The organism is Amycolatopsis sp. NPDC101161, from assembly GCF_044768185.1.
In the GTDB taxonomy this organism is placed as follows: Bacteria; Actinomycetota; Actinomycetes; order Mycobacteriales; family Pseudonocardiaceae; genus Amycolatopsis.
Genome location: NZ_JBIWPI010000002.1, coordinates 720,769 through 737,362 on the forward strand (window position 1 = coordinate 720,769; position 16,594 = coordinate 737,362).

Annotated in this window: 18 protein-coding genes; 10 read left to right on the top strand and 8 right to left on the bottom strand. The window is 71.6% G+C overall.

The window, feature by feature from the left end; translation table 11 throughout:
* Nucleotides 1-10: 10 nt before the first annotated feature.
* Nucleotides 11-862, bottom strand: coding sequence for a TIGR03619 family F420-dependent LLM class oxidoreductase (locus ACIRSS_RS14530; protein ID WP_400894682.1), 852 nt, complete (start codon nucleotides 860-862; stop codon nucleotides 11-13).
* 196 nt (nucleotides 863-1,058) lie between these two features.
* Here ACIRSS_RS14530 and rmuC point away from each other — a divergent pair, with 196 nt between their 5' ends.
* Together rmuC and ACIRSS_RS14540 are read left to right on the top strand one after the other, a co-directional pair.
* Nucleotides 1,059-1,973 carry a DNA recombination protein RmuC gene (gene rmuC / locus ACIRSS_RS14535; RefSeq protein ID WP_400894684.1) on the top strand — a complete coding sequence of 305 codons (915 nt, stop codon included), beginning with the start codon at nucleotides 1,059-1,061 and terminating at the stop codon, nucleotides 1,971-1,973.
* A gap of 286 nt (nucleotides 1,974-2,259) precedes the next feature.
* The gene (locus ACIRSS_RS14540) at nucleotides 2,260-3,189 is read left to right on the top strand and encodes a DUF6542 domain-containing protein (protein ID WP_400894687.1); all 930 of its coding nucleotides are present in this window, start codon (nucleotides 2,260-2,262) and stop codon (nucleotides 3,187-3,189) included.
* Nucleotides 3,190-3,251: 62 nt separating this feature from the next.
* Here the strand turns inward: ACIRSS_RS14540 and ACIRSS_RS14545 are convergent, their stop codons facing one another.
* On the bottom strand, nucleotides 3,252-4,247 hold the full coding sequence (locus ACIRSS_RS14545; protein ID WP_400894689.1) for a 4-hydroxy-3-methylbut-2-enyl diphosphate reductase: 996 nt from the start codon (nucleotides 4,245-4,247) through the stop codon (nucleotides 3,252-3,254).
* Nucleotides 4,248-4,398: 151 nt separating this feature from the next.
* Here ACIRSS_RS14545 and ACIRSS_RS14550 point away from each other — a divergent pair, with 151 nt between their 5' ends.
* The 6 genes from ACIRSS_RS14550 to ACIRSS_RS14575 all read left to right on the top strand — a co-directional run bounded on the left by ACIRSS_RS14550 (nucleotide 4,399) and on the right by ACIRSS_RS14575 (nucleotide 8,853).
* Nucleotides 4,399-5,115, top strand: a complete 717-nt coding sequence (locus tag ACIRSS_RS14550; protein WP_400894692.1) for a lipid droplet-associated protein — start codon at nucleotides 4,399-4,401, stop codon at nucleotides 5,113-5,115.
* Entirely contained in the window at nucleotides 5,112-6,347 is a 1,236-nt protein-coding gene (gene xseA, locus ACIRSS_RS14555; protein WP_400894694.1) for an exodeoxyribonuclease VII large subunit, read from the top strand. Before ACIRSS_RS14550 ends, xseA begins: the two co-directional genes overlap by 4 nt.
* Nucleotides 6,344-6,742, top strand: coding sequence for a hypothetical protein (locus ACIRSS_RS14560; protein ID WP_400894696.1), 399 nt, complete (start codon nucleotides 6,344-6,346; stop codon nucleotides 6,740-6,742). The genes xseA and ACIRSS_RS14560 overlap by 4 nt, the downstream gene beginning before the upstream one ends.
* Nucleotides 6,739-6,960, top strand: coding sequence for an exodeoxyribonuclease VII small subunit (locus tag ACIRSS_RS14565; protein WP_400868671.1), 222 nt, complete (start codon nucleotides 6,739-6,741; stop codon nucleotides 6,958-6,960). Before ACIRSS_RS14560 ends, ACIRSS_RS14565 begins: the two co-directional genes overlap by 4 nt.
* Nucleotides 6,961-7,045: 85 nt before the next feature.
* Nucleotides 7,046-8,095, top strand: a complete 1,050-nt coding sequence (gene glpX / locus ACIRSS_RS14570) for a class II fructose-bisphosphatase (RefSeq protein WP_400894698.1) — start codon at nucleotides 7,046-7,048, stop codon at nucleotides 8,093-8,095.
* Between the two features lie 8 nt (nucleotides 8,096-8,103).
* Entirely contained in the window at nucleotides 8,104-8,853 is a 750-nt protein-coding gene (locus ACIRSS_RS14575; RefSeq protein ID WP_400894701.1) for a S1 family peptidase, read from the top strand.
* A gap of 1 nt (nucleotide 8,854) precedes the next feature.
* Here the strand turns inward: ACIRSS_RS14575 and ACIRSS_RS14580 are convergent, their stop codons facing one another.
* The 5 genes from ACIRSS_RS14580 to ACIRSS_RS14600 all read right to left on the bottom strand — a co-directional run bounded on the left by ACIRSS_RS14580 (nucleotide 8,855) and on the right by ACIRSS_RS14600 (nucleotide 13,101).
* The gene (locus ACIRSS_RS14580) at nucleotides 8,855-9,844 is read right to left on the bottom strand and encodes an NAD(P)/FAD-dependent oxidoreductase (RefSeq protein ID WP_400894704.1); all 990 of its coding nucleotides are present in this window, start codon (nucleotides 9,842-9,844) and stop codon (nucleotides 8,855-8,857) included.
* 67 nt (nucleotides 9,845-9,911) lie between these two features.
* A complete protein-coding gene (locus ACIRSS_RS14585) occupies nucleotides 9,912-10,559 on the bottom strand; it encodes a TetR/AcrR family transcriptional regulator (protein WP_400894707.1) in 648 nt (215 codons plus the stop codon).
* A 54-nt stretch (nucleotides 10,560-10,613) separates the two neighbouring features.
* The gene (locus tag ACIRSS_RS14590; protein ID WP_400894709.1) at nucleotides 10,614-11,921 is read right to left on the bottom strand and encodes a lipase family protein; all 1,308 of its coding nucleotides are present in this window, start codon (nucleotides 11,919-11,921) and stop codon (nucleotides 10,614-10,616) included.
* Between the two features lie 92 nt (nucleotides 11,922-12,013).
* Complete coding sequence (locus tag ACIRSS_RS14595; RefSeq protein ID WP_400894711.1) at nucleotides 12,014-12,472, bottom strand: OsmC family protein; 459 nt, start codon at nucleotides 12,470-12,472, stop codon at nucleotides 12,014-12,016.
* Nucleotides 12,469-13,101: a GntR family transcriptional regulator gene (locus ACIRSS_RS14600; protein WP_400894713.1), complete on the bottom strand. Its 633-nt coding sequence runs from the start codon at nucleotides 13,099-13,101 to the stop codon at nucleotides 12,469-12,471. Before ACIRSS_RS14600 ends, ACIRSS_RS14595 begins: the two co-directional genes overlap by 4 nt.
* Before the next feature lie 94 nt (nucleotides 13,102-13,195).
* On the opposite strand from ACIRSS_RS14600, the gene ACIRSS_RS14605 reads away from it, so the two are divergent.
* On the top strand, nucleotides 13,196-14,593 hold the full coding sequence (locus ACIRSS_RS14605; RefSeq protein WP_400894715.1) for a class II fumarate hydratase: 1,398 nt from the start codon (nucleotides 13,196-13,198) through the stop codon (nucleotides 14,591-14,593).
* A 3-nt stretch (nucleotides 14,594-14,596) separates the two neighbouring features.
* Here ACIRSS_RS14605 and ACIRSS_RS14610 read toward each other — a convergent pair whose 3' ends face one another.
* On the bottom strand, nucleotides 14,597-15,622 hold the full coding sequence (locus ACIRSS_RS14610; RefSeq protein ID WP_400894718.1) for an aldo/keto reductase: 1,026 nt from the start codon (nucleotides 15,620-15,622) through the stop codon (nucleotides 14,597-14,599).
* A gap of 100 nt (nucleotides 15,623-15,722) precedes the next feature.
* Between ACIRSS_RS14610 and ACIRSS_RS14615 the strand changes: the two genes are divergently transcribed.
* Entirely contained in the window at nucleotides 15,723-16,586 is an 864-nt protein-coding gene (locus tag ACIRSS_RS14615) for a helix-turn-helix domain-containing protein (protein WP_400894720.1), read from the top strand.
* The last annotated feature ends 8 nt before the right edge of the window (nucleotides 16,587-16,594 follow it).

The following is a 16,594-nucleotide window of genomic DNA, read 5'->3' on the forward strand; positions in this document are numbered from 1 at the left end:
TGTACGAACACTAGCAGGTGCCCAGTTCGAAGGCGAGGTCCTCGAAGGCCGCCAGCTGCTCGTCCACGCCCAGGCCGACGACGTTGAGGTCCCAGATCACCTCCGTGACGCCGAGATCCGCCGCGCGGCCGAGGTCTTTGACGATCGTCGACTCGAGGAACGCGGTGCCCGGCGGGCCCGCGCGGAGCACGATCCGGCCGTCGCCGCCCGCGTCGCGGTAGATCCGCAGCTGCTCTTCCGCGCTCTCCCAGGAGAGGAAGGCGACGATCAAGCCGTCGGCGAGCCGCGCGGCGCGTTCGACGGCTTGAGGCGCGACGGCGCCGAGCAGGATCGGCAGCGGCCGCTCGGGCTTGGGCCCGATGAGCGCCCGCGCGACCGGGTAGCGCGGGCCGTCGTGCTCGACGGGGTCGGGCGCCCAGCAGGCGCGCAGGACTTCGAGGTACTCCTCGAAGCCGCGACCCCGGCGCGACGGGGGCACGCCGCTGACCGCGAACTCCTCCGGCAGCCAGCCCTGGCCGAGACCGGCGGCGACGCGGCCGCCGGAGAGCCGGTCGAGGGTGGCCAGCCGCCGCGCGAGCAGCACGGGCGGCTGGAACAGCGCGTTGACCACGCCCGGGACGAGGCGGACGTGCTCGGTGACCGCCGCGACCCAGGTCAGCGTCTCCACGGCGTCGAAGGCCGCGTGCTCGGGCAGGCCGGCGTCGTTGCGCCAGCCGGGCGTCGCGGGCACGAGGAGGCGGTCGTAGGTGCCGACGCTGTGGAAGCCGAAGCGGTCGGCGGCGAGCGCGATGCGCCGGATCGCATCGGGGCCCGCGAGCGGTTCGATGATCGGTAAGCCGACGCCGACGAGGGGGAACGTCATGGCGTGCTCCGTTCTCTTCTCCGAGTACTGCCGAAGGGGTCGGAGCGGTCCATCCGAACCGGACACGCCCTGCCGGAATTTCATTTGTTCCCAGGTCAGCTACCCAGAGCGACGGTTCGGCTGCGGTTTTTGTCGGTGCTGTCCGCCATGATGTCTGCGCGGTCCGAACCAGGCGGCCCGGAGGGAGGAGAGGGAAGTGGCAACGGTGCTGACCACCGCGGCGATCGTGCTCGCGGTCCTGCTGCTGTTCGCCGTCGCGGTGCTGTGGCGGCTGTACAACGACGGGATGCGCCGGGCGGACGCGGCGGCCCGGCAGGTGGCGGCCGAGCGGGCGAAGTCGGACCAGCAGCAGCTGGCGCTGCGGCGGTACGAGGTCGCGTTCGCCTCGATCAGCGGGCGCGGCGAGCTGGGCGAGCAGGTGCTGGTGGAGACCGCGCGGGCGCTGGGGCTGCGGGAGAACCTGCACTTCACGCTGCAGACCGACGTGGGCGGCGGCGGCTCGGCGAAGCCGGACATGGTGCTGCGCGTGGGCGGCGACCGCACGGTGCCGGTGGACGCGAAGGCGAGCATGGCGATCTGGGCGGAGGCGGTGGAGACCGACGACCCGGCGGAGCGGGTCGACGCGTTGCGCGCGCACGTCCGGCAGATCCGGTCGCGGGCGGCCGAGCTGGCGGGCAAGGGCTACCAGCGCTGGGCCGACGCGATCTACGGGACGATCATGTTCGTCCCGTCCGACGCGGCCGTGGTCGCGGCGCTGGACACCGACCCGGAGCTGCTGCGCTGGCTCATCGACCGGCGGGTGTTCCTGTGCGGACCGACCGGGTTCGGGGTGCTGGCCTCGGCGGCGTTGTTCGCGGCGAGCGACCGGACGCTGGAGGCCGACGTCGAGCAGGTGCGCGCCGGGGCGGCGGCCGCGCACCGGGCGGCGGGCGGCGCGGTGGACGCGCTGAACCTGTCGAGCACGCACCTGCAGCGGTTCCTGTCGGCGCGACGGCGGGAGCTGGAGGCGCTGGAGGTCTTCCGGGCGACGGTGGCACCGCTGACGGACGCGGCGGGGAGCCCGGCCGCCGTTCCCCAGGTGCGGAAGGGGGACGAGCTGGCGGCCAGCTGAGTGGACGGATTTCCGCTGTCGACCTGAGGTGACTGAAGCTCGGCTGGGCGGGTACTCGGGCCAACTGGCGGGGTCGTGACGCGGATCGAGCCATAAGCCGCTCACCTGCGACGACCCGAACGCCTAGGCGGCGAAAGGAGACAAACCGGCAGCGCGCGCGAAGGACTGGACCACATCACGACAGCGCCCGGCGGGGCCATTCGGGTCACGCCGCCGGGTGGCGATACGCCCACGTCGGCGGCGGTGCTGGCAAGATCTTCACAACCACGAGATACGGTGTTGTCTCGTGACCGCGATTCGCGATCGCCAAAGCGATCCAGATGCCGACGACGTCTCCGTGCCGTGGGACGAGCGTCCCGTCGTCGGTTCGAGGCGTGGACTGCCGTGGTGGGCCGCCGTGCTCGTCGGCTTCGGCCTGGCCATCGTGGGCGCCCTGATCGGCAAGCCGAGCCAGGGCAGCATCCCGGTGATCTTCACCGTCTGCTACATCGCCGGGGCCGTCATCGCGGTCTGCGCGGTGCGGCGGCGGGGGCTGTTCGGGCCGATGGTGATGCCGCCGCTCGTGCTGGCCGTGGTCGTGCCCGGCGTGATCCTGCTGACCTCGGGGTCCCAGGGCGACGACATGCTGTCCAAGGCCCTGAACATCGGCACGCCGCTGATCAACGGCTTCCCGACCATGGCGATCACGACCGGCATCACGCTGCTGATCGGGTTCGTCCGGATCTTCCGCGAACGCGACCCCGACGCCCCGAAGAAGGCCAAGGGCAAGGCGGCCGACCGGCGGCAGGCGGACGAAGACGAGAAGCCGTCGACGCGGGCCGCGGCCACCTCGGCCGGCGGTCGTCCGCGGCCGCCCGGGTCGAGCCGCACCGGCCAGACGCCGGTGCCCCCGCGGCGTGGGCGTGACGGCGAACCGCCGCGGCGGCCCCGCCCGCCCGCGGACGGCGAACGCCGTGCCGCGGCGGACGGCGAACGCCGGACGCCGCGCGGAGGCGCCTCCGCCGAACGCGACCGTGGCGCGCGCAAGCCACCGCCGGCCGGCCGCCGGACCCCGCCCCCGGCGGACAGCGACCCGCGTCGTCGCGGCGACGCTCCCCGGCGGCGTCCGCGCCCACCGGCGGAAGACGGCCGTGACACACCGCCGCCCCGCCGCCCGTCGGGTGGCCGGAGTCAGCCGCCGCGCCGGAACCGTCCCTGGGACGATGAAGAGCGCTGACGACCAGCGAAAAGGCCGGTCACCATCCGCGGATGGTGACCGGCCTTTTCGCTTGAGTGGTCTCAGACCTTTCGCAGCTCCTTCGGCGGCGCGAAGGTGATCTTCTCGTTGGCCGTCGTCACCTCGTTGACGTCGCCGTAGCCACGCTCGGCCAGCCAGTCCAGCAGCTCCATGACCAGCTCATCCGGCACGGACGCACCCGAGGTCACCCCGACCGTCGTCACGTCGGACAGCCACGCCTCGTCCACCTCGTGCGCGAAGTCGACCAGGTACGACGCCCGGGCGCCCGCCTTCAGGGCCACCTCGACGAGGCGCTTCGAGTTGGACGAGTTCGTCGACCCGACCACCAGCACCAGGTCGCACTCCGCGGCCATCGCCTTGACGGCGACCTGGCGGTTCGTCGTCGCGTAGCAGATGTCGTCGCTCGGCGGGTCCGCCAGACCCGGGAAGCGCTCGCGGAGCTGGTCGACGCGCTCCATCGTCTCGTCGACCGACAGGGTCGTCTGGGACAGCCAGATCACCTTCGACGGGTCGCGGACCTCGACCTTGTCGACGTCCTCGGCCTTGTCGACCAGCTGGACCTTGTCCGGCGCCTCGCCGGCCGTGCCTTCGACCTCTTCGTGACCCTCGTGGCCGATCAGCAGGATGTCGTAGTCGTCCTTGGCGAACCGGTTGACCTCCTTGTGCACCTTCGTCACCAGGGGGCAGGTCGCGTCGATCGTGCGCAGGTTCCGGTCCGCGGCCTCCTGGTGCACCATCGGCGAGACGCCGTGGGCGGAGAACACCACCAGTGCGCCCTCGGGCACCTCGGACGTCTCGTCGACGAAGATCGCGCCGCGGTCGCGCAGCGTCTCGACCACGTGCTTGTTGTGGACGATCTCCTTGCGGACGTACACGGGGGCGCCGTAGACCTCGAGGGCCTTCTCGACGGCGATCACCGCGCGGTCGACGCCGGCGCAGTAACCACGGGGTTTGGCGAGCAGCACCCGCTTGCCGGAAGCGGTTCCGGTGATCGTCGGGGTACCCGCGGGCTCGATTCCGGGACTCGCTGAACTCATGGCACCCAGGGTACGGGCAGCCCGGAGGCGAACTCGAAGTCCCTTTCGGGTGAGCTTCGTCCCTCTACCGAGCTGTGCCGGGGGTCACGCAACGCGCCCGAGTCCACCCTTTCGGTTGGGCAGTTCGGCCTACATGCGGCAGGCTGGACGCATGAAGCCATTCCCGCTCCCCCTCCGGGTCGCCGCGGGCCTCGCCGTCTCCACCGCCGAGCGGGTTCGTGAGCTTCCCCGGCAGCTCGCCGGGCTCCCGGTGACCGTGGTCAGCCAGGTGCTGCAGGCCTCCATGCGCGTCCAGCAGCACGTCACCGAGCTGGCGATCAAGGGCGACAACGCCCTGTCGAGCCTGCGTCCGGTCGAGGACGCGCCCAGCTGGGCGACCTTCGACGAAGACATCCAGCCGGACGTCCGGCCGAACCGCTCGACGGTCGCCGAAGTGCCCGAGCCGCGCTCGGAGATCAACGGTCACGTTCCGTCAGTGGCCGAACTCGAAGCGGAACTGGGCGATCCCTGGGCCGAAGAGGAGCGCGCGCTCGCCGAGGAGCACGCCGACGGCGAGAACGACGCCCCGGAAGACAACAAGCCCAAGCCCGGCACGCCCGCGATCGACAAGAAGACCAAGAGCGAGACGCCGCGGACCAGTGCCGCCGGCTACGAGGGTCCCGCCGGCCTGACCGGCTACGACCAGCTCACCCTCCCGCAGCTGCGGGCCCGGCTGCGCCAGCTGTCGATCCCCCAGCTCGAGACCATCCTCGAGTACGAGCGCGCGAACGCCGACCGCTCGTCGTTCACCGGGATGCTCTCGCGCCGGATCGCCAACGCCCGCAAGGCCGAGCAGGCCGGGGAAGACGGCCAAGAGAACGGCCAGTGACCGAAACCGAAGCCAGCACCGCCGAAAAACCCTGGCCGGTCCGCACGGTCGCGCGCAAGATCGGCGACTGGATCCACCGGCTCGGCAGCGTCTGGGTCGAAGGCCAGGTCACGCAGGTCAACTCGCGGCCGAACACGCAGACCGCGTTCCTGACGCTGCGCGACCCGTCGGCGGACGTCTCGATGTCGGTGACCTGCCCGAACTGGCTGATCCGCGAGATGGAACCGCCGTTGCGCGAGGGCGCCAGCGTCGTGGTGCACGCGAAGCCGTCGTTCTTCTTCGGCCGCGGCACGCTCAGCCTGCGCGCGGACCAGATCCGCGCCGTCGGCATCGGTGAGCTGCTCGCCCGGATCGAACGCCTGAAGAAGCTGCTGGCCGCCGAAGGCCTCTTCTCGCCGCAGCGCAAGCGGCCGATCCCGTTCCTGCCGAAGGGCGTCGGGCTGATCACCGGCCGTGCGTCGGCGGCCGAGCGGGACGTGCTGGTCAACGCCCAGACCCGGTGGCCGCACGTCCGGTTCAAGGTCATCAACACCGCGGTCCAAGGCTCGCAGGCCGTGCCGCAGGTCATGCGCGCGCTGCGCATTCTCGACGCCGACCCCGAGATCGACGTCATCGTGATCGCGCGCGGCGGCGGCAGCGTCGAGGACCTGCTGCCGTTCTCCGACGAGGCGCTCTGCCGCGCGGTGTCGGCCGCGGGCACGCCGGTGGTCAGCGCAATCGGACACGAGCCGGACACGCCGCTGCTCGACCACGTCGCCGACCTGCGCTGTTCCACCCCGACCGACGCGAGCAAGCGGATCGTCCCGGACGTCCGCGAGGAGACCGAGCGCGTCCGGCAGATGCGCGACCGCGGGCGCCGCGCGCTGCACGGCTGGGTCGACACCCAGACACGGCTGCTGACGCAGCTCCGCAGCCGCCCGTCGCTGGCCGACCCGCTCGGCCCGGTCCAGCGGCGCCAGGACGACGTCGACGTCCACCGCGAACGCGCGCGCCGCGCGATGCTGACGCTGCTCGCCAAGGACCAGGCCGAACTGGTGAGCGCGCGAGCCCGGCTGACCGCGCTCGGGCCGGCCGCGACGCTGGCCCGCGGGTACGCGGTCGTGCAGTTCCTCGACTCCGAAGGCAACCTCCAGGTACTCCGCTCCGTCTCCGAAGTCGAGGCCGGTGCCCAGCTGCGCGTGCGCGTGGGCGACGGCGCGATCGGCGCGGTGGCGGAAGGAGAGCAGGGGTGAGAGCGACGTTCCTCCCGCTCACCGTGGACGCGGCCCGGCGCCTGGGGGCGCGGCCGCTGCTGGACCAGGCGGTGCGCACCGACCGGGCGGCCGCCGAGTGCTGGACGGCGCTGCTCGCCGGCTGCGGCAGCGCGGCGCGCCGCGACCTGGGCCCGCAGCTGCGGCGGCTGTCCGAGGCGACGTCGATGCAGGTCGGCTCACGCTGGTGGTTCGCCGACGGAGCCGGGCACCGGAAGCGGGTGGCCGGCGCGCAGGAGAACCTCGAAGAGGCGATCGCGGACGGTGACGGGCAGGAGTTCGCCCTCGCCTTCGTCGGGTACGACCACGCGATGGCCAGCGCGGTAGTGTGCGCGAACAGCGTGGAAGCCCGGAAGGTCGGAGAACACCGAGCGTGAGTGAAGCACCCAGCGAGGAGCTCGGCTACGAGCAGGCCCGCGACCGCCTCGTCGAGGTCGTCCGGGAGCTCGAGGCCGGCGGTTTGTCCCTCGAGCAGTCGCTCGCGTTGTGGGAGAAGGGCGAGAAGCTCGCGAAGGTCTGTGAGCGCCATCTCGAAGGCGCCCGCGAGCGGATCGAGGCTGCCCTGGCGTCCGTGGAGGACGACTCCGAACAGTGAGGTAGGCCATGCCGTCGGTATCTGGAAAGACAGCGGGTATCTGACAGACTGGCTACCCGCCAGTTCCACGATCCGGGAGGCCCAGATGTCCACCGCAGAGAGTCGTCGTGAAGCGCCCGACCGCAACCTCGCGATGGAGCTGGTCCGCGTGACCGAGGCCGCCGCGATGGCGGCCGGCCGCTGGGTCGGCCGCGGCGACAAGATCGGCGGGGACGGCGCGGCCGTCGACGCCATGCGCCAGCTCGTCTCGACGGTGTCGATGCGCGGGGTCGTGGTGATCGGCGAGGGCGAGAAGGACGAAGCGCCCATGCTGTTCAACGGCGAAGAGGTCGGCAACGGCGACGGCCCGGACTGCGACGTCGCGGTCGACCCGGTCGACGGCACGACGCTGATGGCCAAGGGCATGCCGAACGCCCTCGCGGTCCTCGCGGTCGCCGAGCGCGGCGCGATGTTCGACCCGTCCGCGGTGTTCTACATGGAGAAGCTGGCCGTCGGGCCGGAGGCGGCGGGCAAGGTGGAGCTCGGCGCGCCGATCGCGGAGAACATCCGCCGGGTCGCCAAGGCGAAGAACAGCAGCGTCGGCGACGTCACCGTCTGCATCCTCGACCGCCCGCGCCACGAGCGGATCATCAAGGAGGTCCGCGACGCCGGCGCGCGGATCCGGTTCATCTCCGACGGCGACGTCGCGGGCGCGATCGCCGCGGCCCGCCCGACCACCGGCGTCGACATGCTGATCGGCATCGGCGGCACGCCCGAGGGCATCATCGCGGCCTGCGCGATGAAGTGCCTCGGCGGCGAGCTGCAGGGCCGGCTGTGGCCGAAGGACGACGCCGAGCGCGAGAAGGCCCTCGCCGCCGGGCACGACCTCGACCGCGTCCTGCTCAACGACGACCTCGTGCGCGGCGACAACGTCTTCTTCTGCGCGACCGGCGTCACCGACGGTGACCTGCTGCGCGGTGTCCACTACCGCGAGGGCGGCGCGACGACGCAGTCCATCGTGATGCGGTCCAAGTCCGGGACCGTCAGAATGATCGACGGCTACCACCGGCTCAACAAGCTGCGGGCGTACTCCTCGGTCAACTTCGACGGCCACCTGGACGCGCCCGCCGACGACGTCGTTCCCCCGCTGCCGTAAGGAGATCCGTGCCCAGGCGACTGCTGGTCCTGCTGGTCCTGGTGTTCGCCCTGGTCCCCGGTACCGCGTCGGCCGGCCCCGCCATCGTCGGGGGCGGCGACGCGGATCAGCCGTACCCGTTCGCGGTGTCGTTGCACACCTCGACGGGCAGGTTCTTCTGCGCCGGCGCGCTGATCGCCCCGGACTGGGTGGTCACCGCGGCGCACTGCGCGTTCGACAAGACCCCGTCCGCGATCTCCGTGCGGGCGGGAACGAACGACGTCGGTCAGGGTGGCGAGGTCGGCCAGGTCGCGGACATCGTCGTGAACCCGGCCTTCAACACCCAGAGCCCGGCGGGCGACATCGCGCTGCTGCGGCTGGCGGCGCCGGCCAAGGCGGCTCCGATCGCGCTCGCGACGGCCGCGTCGCCTGGCACGGCGACCCGCATTCTCGGCTGGGGCCAGACCTGCCCGAAGGTCAACTGCGGCCAGATCCCGACGACGCTGCAGCAGCTCGACACGCACATCGTCGAGGGCGCGAAGTGCACGTCGGTGTTCGACGGCACGGCCGAGCTGTGCACGGACAACCCCGGCGGCAAGTCCGGAGCGTGCTTCGGCGACTCCGGCGGCCCCGAGATCGTCCGCGACGGCGACCACTGGCTGCTCGCCGGCGTCACGAGCCGGCCGGGCAACAACGACCCGGTGTGCGCGTCGGCGCCGTCGATCTACACGTCTGTTGTCGCGTACGCGCCTTGGATCGCGGAGAAGACGAAGGCTTGACCTACTCGGCGTTGCTCGAGTGGCCCGGGAACAGGTGGGCGTCCGGGTCGAGGGCGACGGCGATGTTGTTGACGGCCGTCGCGGCCTCGCCGAAGCCGGTCGCGATCAGCTTGACCTTGCCCGGGTACGCGGCGACGTCGCCGGCGGCGTAGACGCGTTCGCGCGCGGTCGCCATCGTCGAGTCGACAGCGATCGCGCGGTGGTCGATCTCCAGGCCCCAGCTCTCGATCGGCCCGAGGTCGGCGGTGAACCCGAGCGCCGCGACGACGGCGTTGGCCGGGAGCCGTTCTTCTTCGGCGCCCTTGACCGCGATGTGGACGGCTTCGAGTTCGCCGTCGGCGTTTTCGACGAACCGCGTGACCTCGGCGTCGGTGATGATCCGGGTCCCGAGCTCGCGCGCCTGCCGGACGATCGACTCGGCGGCGCGGAACTTGGCGCGGCGGTGCACGAGCGTCACGCTCGCCGCGACGGGGTGCAGCGCGAGGATCCAGTCGAACGCCGAGTCGCCACCGCCGACGACCACGACGTGCTGCCCGGCGTGCGCGGCCAGCGACGGCACGAAGTGGACCATGCCGCGGCCGAGCCAGCCGTCGCCGGCGGGCAGCGGGCGCGGGGTGAACTCGCCGATGCCCGCGGTGATCAGCACGGCGCCCGCGCGCAGGGTTTCGCCGCCGTCAAGGGTCAGCTCGACCTGGTCGCCGACGGTCTCCAGCTTCTCGGCCTTGCGCCCCAGCAGGTACTTCGGCTTCCACGGCGCGGCCTGCTTCACCAGGCCTTCGACGAGGTCGCGGCCGCGGACCTCGGCGAACCCGCCGACGTCGTAGATCATCTTCTCGGGGTACATCGCGGTGACCTGGCCGCCGGGCTCGGGCAACGAGTCGACCACCGCCATCGAGAGGCCGCGGAACCCGGCGTAGTACGCGGCGAACAGGCCGGTCGGGCCCGCGCCGATGATCACGAGGTCGTAGGAGTCCCCAGGAACTTCAGTCATGCTCGCTCCAGCCAGTGGTGGATGGCGGTGATCGAGAACACAGCCGATCCTAGTCCGGCCCGGCGGCTCAAGCGGGGATGTTCCGGTGTCCGAGCAGGCCGAGCAGCCACGTGTGCCGGATGGCTTCGCGGGCCCGGTCGTAGGCCTCGGCGGTGTCGAGCCAGATGGCATGGGTGAGCAGTTCGATCGTCGCGGCGACGACGGTGCGCGCCGTGAACGGTGGCGGCAATGGCACCATTGGATCCGTTGTATGCAACCACGCCGCAGTCCGGTCGAACACCGCTTCGCTCGCGCGCAGCACCTCTTCGCGCGCTTCGAGGCCCGCGTCGCCGAGGGCGTAGATCTCCAGGAGGACCGCGCGGGCCACCACCGGACGGCGGCGCACGTAGCCGACGACGAAGTCACCGCACGCGGCGACCGCGTCCAGCGGGGCCGGTGCCTCGGCCGCCACCGCGACGCCTTGGTCGAGGAAGTGCCCGGTCACCGACCGGTAGGCGGCCAGGAACGCGGTCTGCTTGTCGGTGAACTGCTCGTAGAAGGAAGTGCGGGAGACGCCCGCGGACGCCGTGACGTGGCCGACCGTCGTGGCGGCGTAACCGCGTTCGCCGACGTTGGCCAGCACCGCTTCGACCAGCCGGACGCGTTGCGCCGCGGCCACTTCTTCCCGGCTGAGGCTGTGCGGCCCCTTGGGGAGCCGGCGGTCCTGCGTCTTCATCCGCGGGACCGTACCCGGCGGACCGGTCGGCAGAACCGGTCCGCCGGTCGTGGGTCAGGCCGGCTGCTCCGGGGCCAGGGAGTTGCCCGCCGGGATGCGCCCGCAGCTGGACGGCGCCGGCTTGCCCGCGAACCGGTCGGCCAGCCAGCCGATCGCCGCCGGCGCCCACGCCGCCGCGCCGCCGACGTGGCTGAGCAGGTCGTACTGCTGGTACTCGATCGACCGGTTGCCGGTGGCGCAGTACTGCCGGGCCAGCGCCCGGACGTCGCCGGCCACCATCACGCCGTCGCCGGTGCCGATGCCCGGGAGGTTGTTCGTGGTGCCTTCGAGGAACCCGGCGTTGCCCTGGGCGATGAACCCGGGGACGGACGGGGTCGGTGCGGATCCGATGTTGACCTTGTTGACGGCGTCGACGAACGGCGGCACCGAGTTCGGGTTCGCGTACTCCGGCTTCGCGATCTTCTGCCACGTCAACCCCGGGTACCGGCCGAGCGCGTCGATGATCGACGCGTGGTCCAGCTCGTCGAGCACCTTCAGCCCGTACTCGCTCGCGTACGGCCGCAGATCGATGCCGAAGCCGCGCGCGACGCCGATCAGCGCCATCGGGATGACGCCGGACCAGACCGGGCTGCCGCCGACGTACTTCAGGTTGTGCGCGGGGTCGACGAGCACGCCGCCTTCGGTGAAGCCGATGAGGTTGGCGTTGACGTCCGGGGCGTAGCTCGGCGCGAGTGCGGCCGCCCAGCCGGTCGCGATCGCGCCGCCCGAGTAGCCGAGGAGCCCGAACTTCGTGTGCGCGGTCATGCCGGTGGCGGCCGAGCTCGTCGCGGCGCGGATCGAGTCGAGGGTGGTCGTGCCGTACTCCGGCCCCGCGGCGAAGTCCGCGGTCTGCCCCTCGGTGTCGGGCACGACGACGTTGTAGCCCAGCAGGAGCGACGGCAGGAGCAGCAGCGACTCGCCGTTGGGCAGGAGGCCGCCGAGGGTGACGTCCCCGGCGATCGCCCGCGACGGTGCGTCCGCGGGGTCGAGCGAGTCGTAGGCCGACTGGTACGACACGGCTTTCGTGCTGTCGCCGGTGATGCTGCGGACGACCGAGGTGACGTTGGCGGCCGGGCGGCCCTGCGCGTCGGTGGTGCGGTAGAGCAGCTGGACGGCCTTCACCGGCATCGCGAGTCCGACGACGTGGTAGTTCAGCGTCCGGGTCTTGAGGACCGTCCCGGGTGCGTAGGACGACAGCGGTGCGCTGCCGTCGTAGGAGTAGAAGGAATCGGCTGACGCGGCGGCCGGGCTCGCCGGCGCGGCGGCGAAGGTCAGCGCGAGGGCGGCGGCGAGCGCGGCTGAACGGACGTGGCTACGGATCATGACTCCCCTTTGAATCATGAAGTGGATCACGCGGATCGCCGTAACCTACCAGCGAGTAGGTGTGGTGTACAGCCGCGTACACGATCGGCGGGCTACCGCACGACGGGCTCGTGCCGCACCGGGAAGTTCACCGAGTTCGCGATGAAGCACTGCTCGTGGGCGTCGTGGTGCAGCGCGGCCGCCTTCTCGCGCATGTCCTCCTCCGCCACCGACACCTCCGGGCGAAGGACGACTTCGGTGAACTGGCCACCGTGAGCGCCGTCCTCCCGCATGACGCCGCTCGCGCTGTCGGCGTAGCCGGTCACCACCACGCCGGTCCGGGCGCACAACGCCAGGTACGTCAGCATGTGGCACTGGGACAGCGTCGCGACCAGCAGCTCTTCCGGGTTCCAGCGGTCGGCCGCGCCCAGGAACGCGGGGTCGGCGCTCGCCGCCAGCGTCGGCTTGCCCGCCGCCTCGACGTCGTGGTCGCGGGCGTAGCCGCGGTAGCTCGTGGTGCCGGTTTCGCCGGTCCAGCGCACCGTGACGTCGTAGTGGTGCTCCCGGCTCATTTCCGGGATCCTTCCAGGGCGTAGATCGTCGACATGACGTGCTGGCGAGCCATGAAGGCGGCGTCGTCGGGCCGCCCGCCGGCGATGGCGGCGACCAGGTGCCGGTGCTCGTCGTCGACCTGGCCGGACCGGATCGGCGCGGCCAGCGACGCCCGGGTCGAGACGATGATCCGGTCCCAGATCCGGTCCAGGACTTCGACCGCGGGCGGGTTCTCGGCGAGGGTCGCGATGTATGCGTGGAAGGCCCGGTTGTGCCGGACACCCGCGGCGAAGTCGCGCTTGCGGGTGGCCCGGTCCGCTTCGGCCGCGAGCTTCTCGAGCCGCGCGAGTTCGGCCGGGGCCAGTTCGCCGTCCCGCTGCCGGCTCGCCGTCAGTTCGGCGGTCAGCCCCTCCAGCGCGGCGCGGACGAGGTAGTCGTCCCGCAAGGCTTTCAAGTCCAGCTCGATCACCGTCACGCCGCGGCGCGCGGGCTCGACCAGGCCGTCGCTCTCCAGCCGGCGCAGTGCCTCGCGCACCGGCGTGCGGCTGACGCCGAGCCGGTCGCACAGCTCCTGCTCGTTCACCGGCTGTCCCGCCGGGTAGGTCCCGAGCACGATCAGGCCGCGCACGTCTTCGTACACCGAGTTCACGAAGCCTCCCTTCTTCGTATCCAATGTATACAAAGGCGCCGAAGTGCGCAACGCCACCACGCGGTGACTGCGGAAGAGGTCCAGAATCGGGGGTATGGCTGACGAGGAATACCGGATCGAACACGACACGATGGGCGAGGTCCGCGTGCCGGCCGCCGCGCTCTACCGCGCGCAGACCCAGCGGGCCGTCGAGAACTTCCCCATCTCCGGCCGGGGCCTGGAGCGCGCCCAGATCCGCGCGCTCGGCCTGCTCAAGGCCGCCGCCGCGCGGGTCAACCTCAAGCTGGGCGTGCTCGACGCCGACGTCGCGAACGCCATCGCGGACGCCGCCGACGAGGTCGCCGAGGGCGCCCACGACGCGCACTTCCCCATCGACGTCTTCCAGACCGGCTCCGGGACGTCGTCGAACATGAACGCCAACGAGGTCATCGCGACGCTCGCCACCCGCGCCCTCGGCCGGGACGTGCACCCGAACGACCACGTCAACGCGTCGCAGTCGTCGAACGACACCTTCCCGACGACCATCCACGTCGCCGCCACCGAAGCCGTCACCAAGGACGTCATCCCCGCCCTCGAGTACCTGGCCGGCGCCATCGAGGTGCGCGCCGCGGAGTGGGCCGACGTCGTGAAGTCCGGCCGCACGCACCTGATGGACGCCGTCCCGATCACGCTCGGCCAGGAGGCCGGCGCGTGGGCGTCGCAGATCCGGTTCGGCGTCGAACGGCTGAAGTCGGGCCTGCCACGGCTGGGCGAGCTGCCGATCGGCGGCACCGCCGTCGGGTCCGGCCTCAACGCGCCGGACGGCTTCGGCGAGGCCGTCGCGACCGAGCTCGCCACCGTCACCGGCCTGCCGCTGACCGAGGCTCGCGACCACTTCGAGGCGCAGGCGACGCAGGACAGCGTCGTCGAGACGTCCGGGCACCTGCGCACGATCGCCGTGTCCCTCAACAAGATCGCCAACGACCTGCGCTGGCTGGGTTCCGGTCCGCGCACCGGGCTGGCCGAGCTGGCGCTGCCGGACCTGCAGCCGGGCTCGTCGATCATGCCGGGCAAGGTGAACCCGGTGATCCCGGAGGCGACGCTGCAGGTCGTCGCGCAGGTGATCGGCAACGACGCGGCCGTCGCCTTCGCCGGCGCGGCCGGCAACTTCCAGCTCAACGTCAACCTGCCGGTGATCGCGCGGAACGTCCTCGAGTCGGCGCGCCTGCTCGCCGCGGTGTCGCGCCTGCTGGCGGACAAGGTGTTCGCGGGCATCACGGTGAACACCGAGCGCACGCGCACCTACGCCGAGGGCTCGCCGTCGATCGTGACGCCGCTGAACAAATACATTGGATACGAAGAGGCCGCCGCGGTCGCGAAGCAGGCGCTCAAGGAGCTGAAGACGATCCGCGAGGTCGTCATCGAGCGCGGCTACGTGAAGGACGGCAAGCTCACCGAAGAGCAGCTCGACGAAGCGCTCGACGTCCTCCGCATGGCCCGCGGCGGCAAGTGACCGCTACCGCCGGCGCAGGCGCTTGTCCGCCAGCGCCGGCGGGGTGTAGTCCTTCTCGGCCGAGTTGAGGTCGGTGCCCGGCGGGACGATCTCGTCGATCCGGTCCAGCACGTCGTCGTCCAGCACCAGGTCCGCGCCGGCGAGCAGGTCGTCCAACTGCGCCGGGGTCCGCGGGCCGATGATCGCCGACGTCACGCCCGGGTGCGCCCGGACGAACGCCGTCGCCAGATGGGTGAGCGGCCGGCCCAGGTCGTCGGCGATCTTCTTCAGCTGCGCGATCGCCTCGAACTTGACGGCGTTCTCCGGCAGCGCCGGGTCGAACTTGTGCGCCTGCAACGTCCGGCGGCCTTCCGACAGGTCCACATCGGACGGTTTCGTGTACTTGCCGGACAGCCAGCCGCTGGCCAGCGGGCTCCAGGTCAGCACGCCCATGCCGTACTTCCGCGCGGTCGGCAGCACCGCGGCCTCGATCGCCCGGTTGAAGATCGAGTACGGCGGCTGCTCGGCGCGGAACCGCGCCAGGCCGCGCTTTTCGGCCACCCACTGGGCTTCCACGATCTGCTCGGCCGGGAAGTCCGACGACCCGATCGCGCGGACCTTGCCGGCGCGCACGAAGTCCGTGAGCACCGAAAGGGTTTCCTCGATGTCGGTCGCCGGGTCCGGCCGGTGGACCTGGTAGAGGTCGATGTAGTCGGTGTCGAGGCGGCGCAGGCTGTCGTCCAGCGCGCGAGTCAGCCAGCGCCGGGAAAGCCCGCCCTGGTTGGGGTCGGACCCCATCTGGAAGAAGCCCTTGGTGGCCAGCACGACGTCGTCGCGCCGGCCCTTGAGCGCCTTGCCGACGATCTGCTCGTTCTCGCCGTGGCTGTACATGTCCGCGGTGTCCCAGAAGTTGACGCCCGCGTCGAGCGCGGTGTGCAGCATCCGGACCCCCTCTTCGTGGTCCGGGTTGCCCCACTGCCCGAGCATCATCGCGCCGAACGCGTACTCGCTGACCGAAATCCCCGTGCCGCCCAGAATTCGTCGTTCCATGCCACCGACTCTGCAAGCGGCGAGGAGGGCGGACCAGGTCACACTCAACCTGGGTCTGGCAGTACCAGGCGGGAAACCGCGAGCCGGGGATACTGGAGGCATGAGTGACGCAGCCGAGCTGGGCGCCTTCCTGAAGGCGCGCCGCGCCGCCTTGGACCCCGCCGACCTGGGCCTGCCGCCCGGGATCACGCAGCGGCGGGTCAAGGGCCTGCGCCGCGAGGAGCTGGCGCAGCTGTCCGGGATCAGCGTCGACTACTACACGCGGCTGGAGCAGGGCCGCGCGAAGAACGTCTCGGACGCGGTCCTCGACGCGCTGGCCCGCGCGCTGCGCCTCAACGTCGGCGAGGAGTCCTACCTGCGCAACCTCGCCGCGCCGAAGCGCCGCGACGAGCGCGCGCCGCAGCGGATCCGGCCCGAGCTGCAGCAGCTGCTCGACGCGATCCAGGCGCCCGCGTTCGTCTTCGGGCGGTACATGGACGTGCTCGCCTGGAACGCCCTCGGCGGCGCGGTCGCGTTCGCCTTCGCCGACCTCGAAGAGCGAAACATGCCGAAGCTCATCTTCACCGACGCACGCGCGAAGGAGCTGCACCCGGAGTACGACGCCGTGTGCCGCGAGCTCGTCGCGAACCTGCGTGCGGAAAGCGGACGGCACCCCGGCGACCCGCGGTACGCGCAGCTGATCGGCGAGCTTTCGCTGGCCAGCGAGCAGTTCCGGAAGCTGTGGGCCGAGCACGCCGTCCAGGAGAAGGCCCAGGGGTGGAAGGTGCTGAACAACCCCGTCGTCGGCGAGCTGCGGCTGCGCTACCAGACGCTGCGGCTGCCCCAGGACACCGACCAGGGCATGGTCGTCTACCACGCCGAACCGGGGTCGGAGACCGAACGCGCGCTCGGCCTGCTGGCCAGCTGGATCGCCGCCGATGAACGGCCGGTGAACAGTCGGCCATCGCGCACCCACCCGGCGTAACGGCTGCT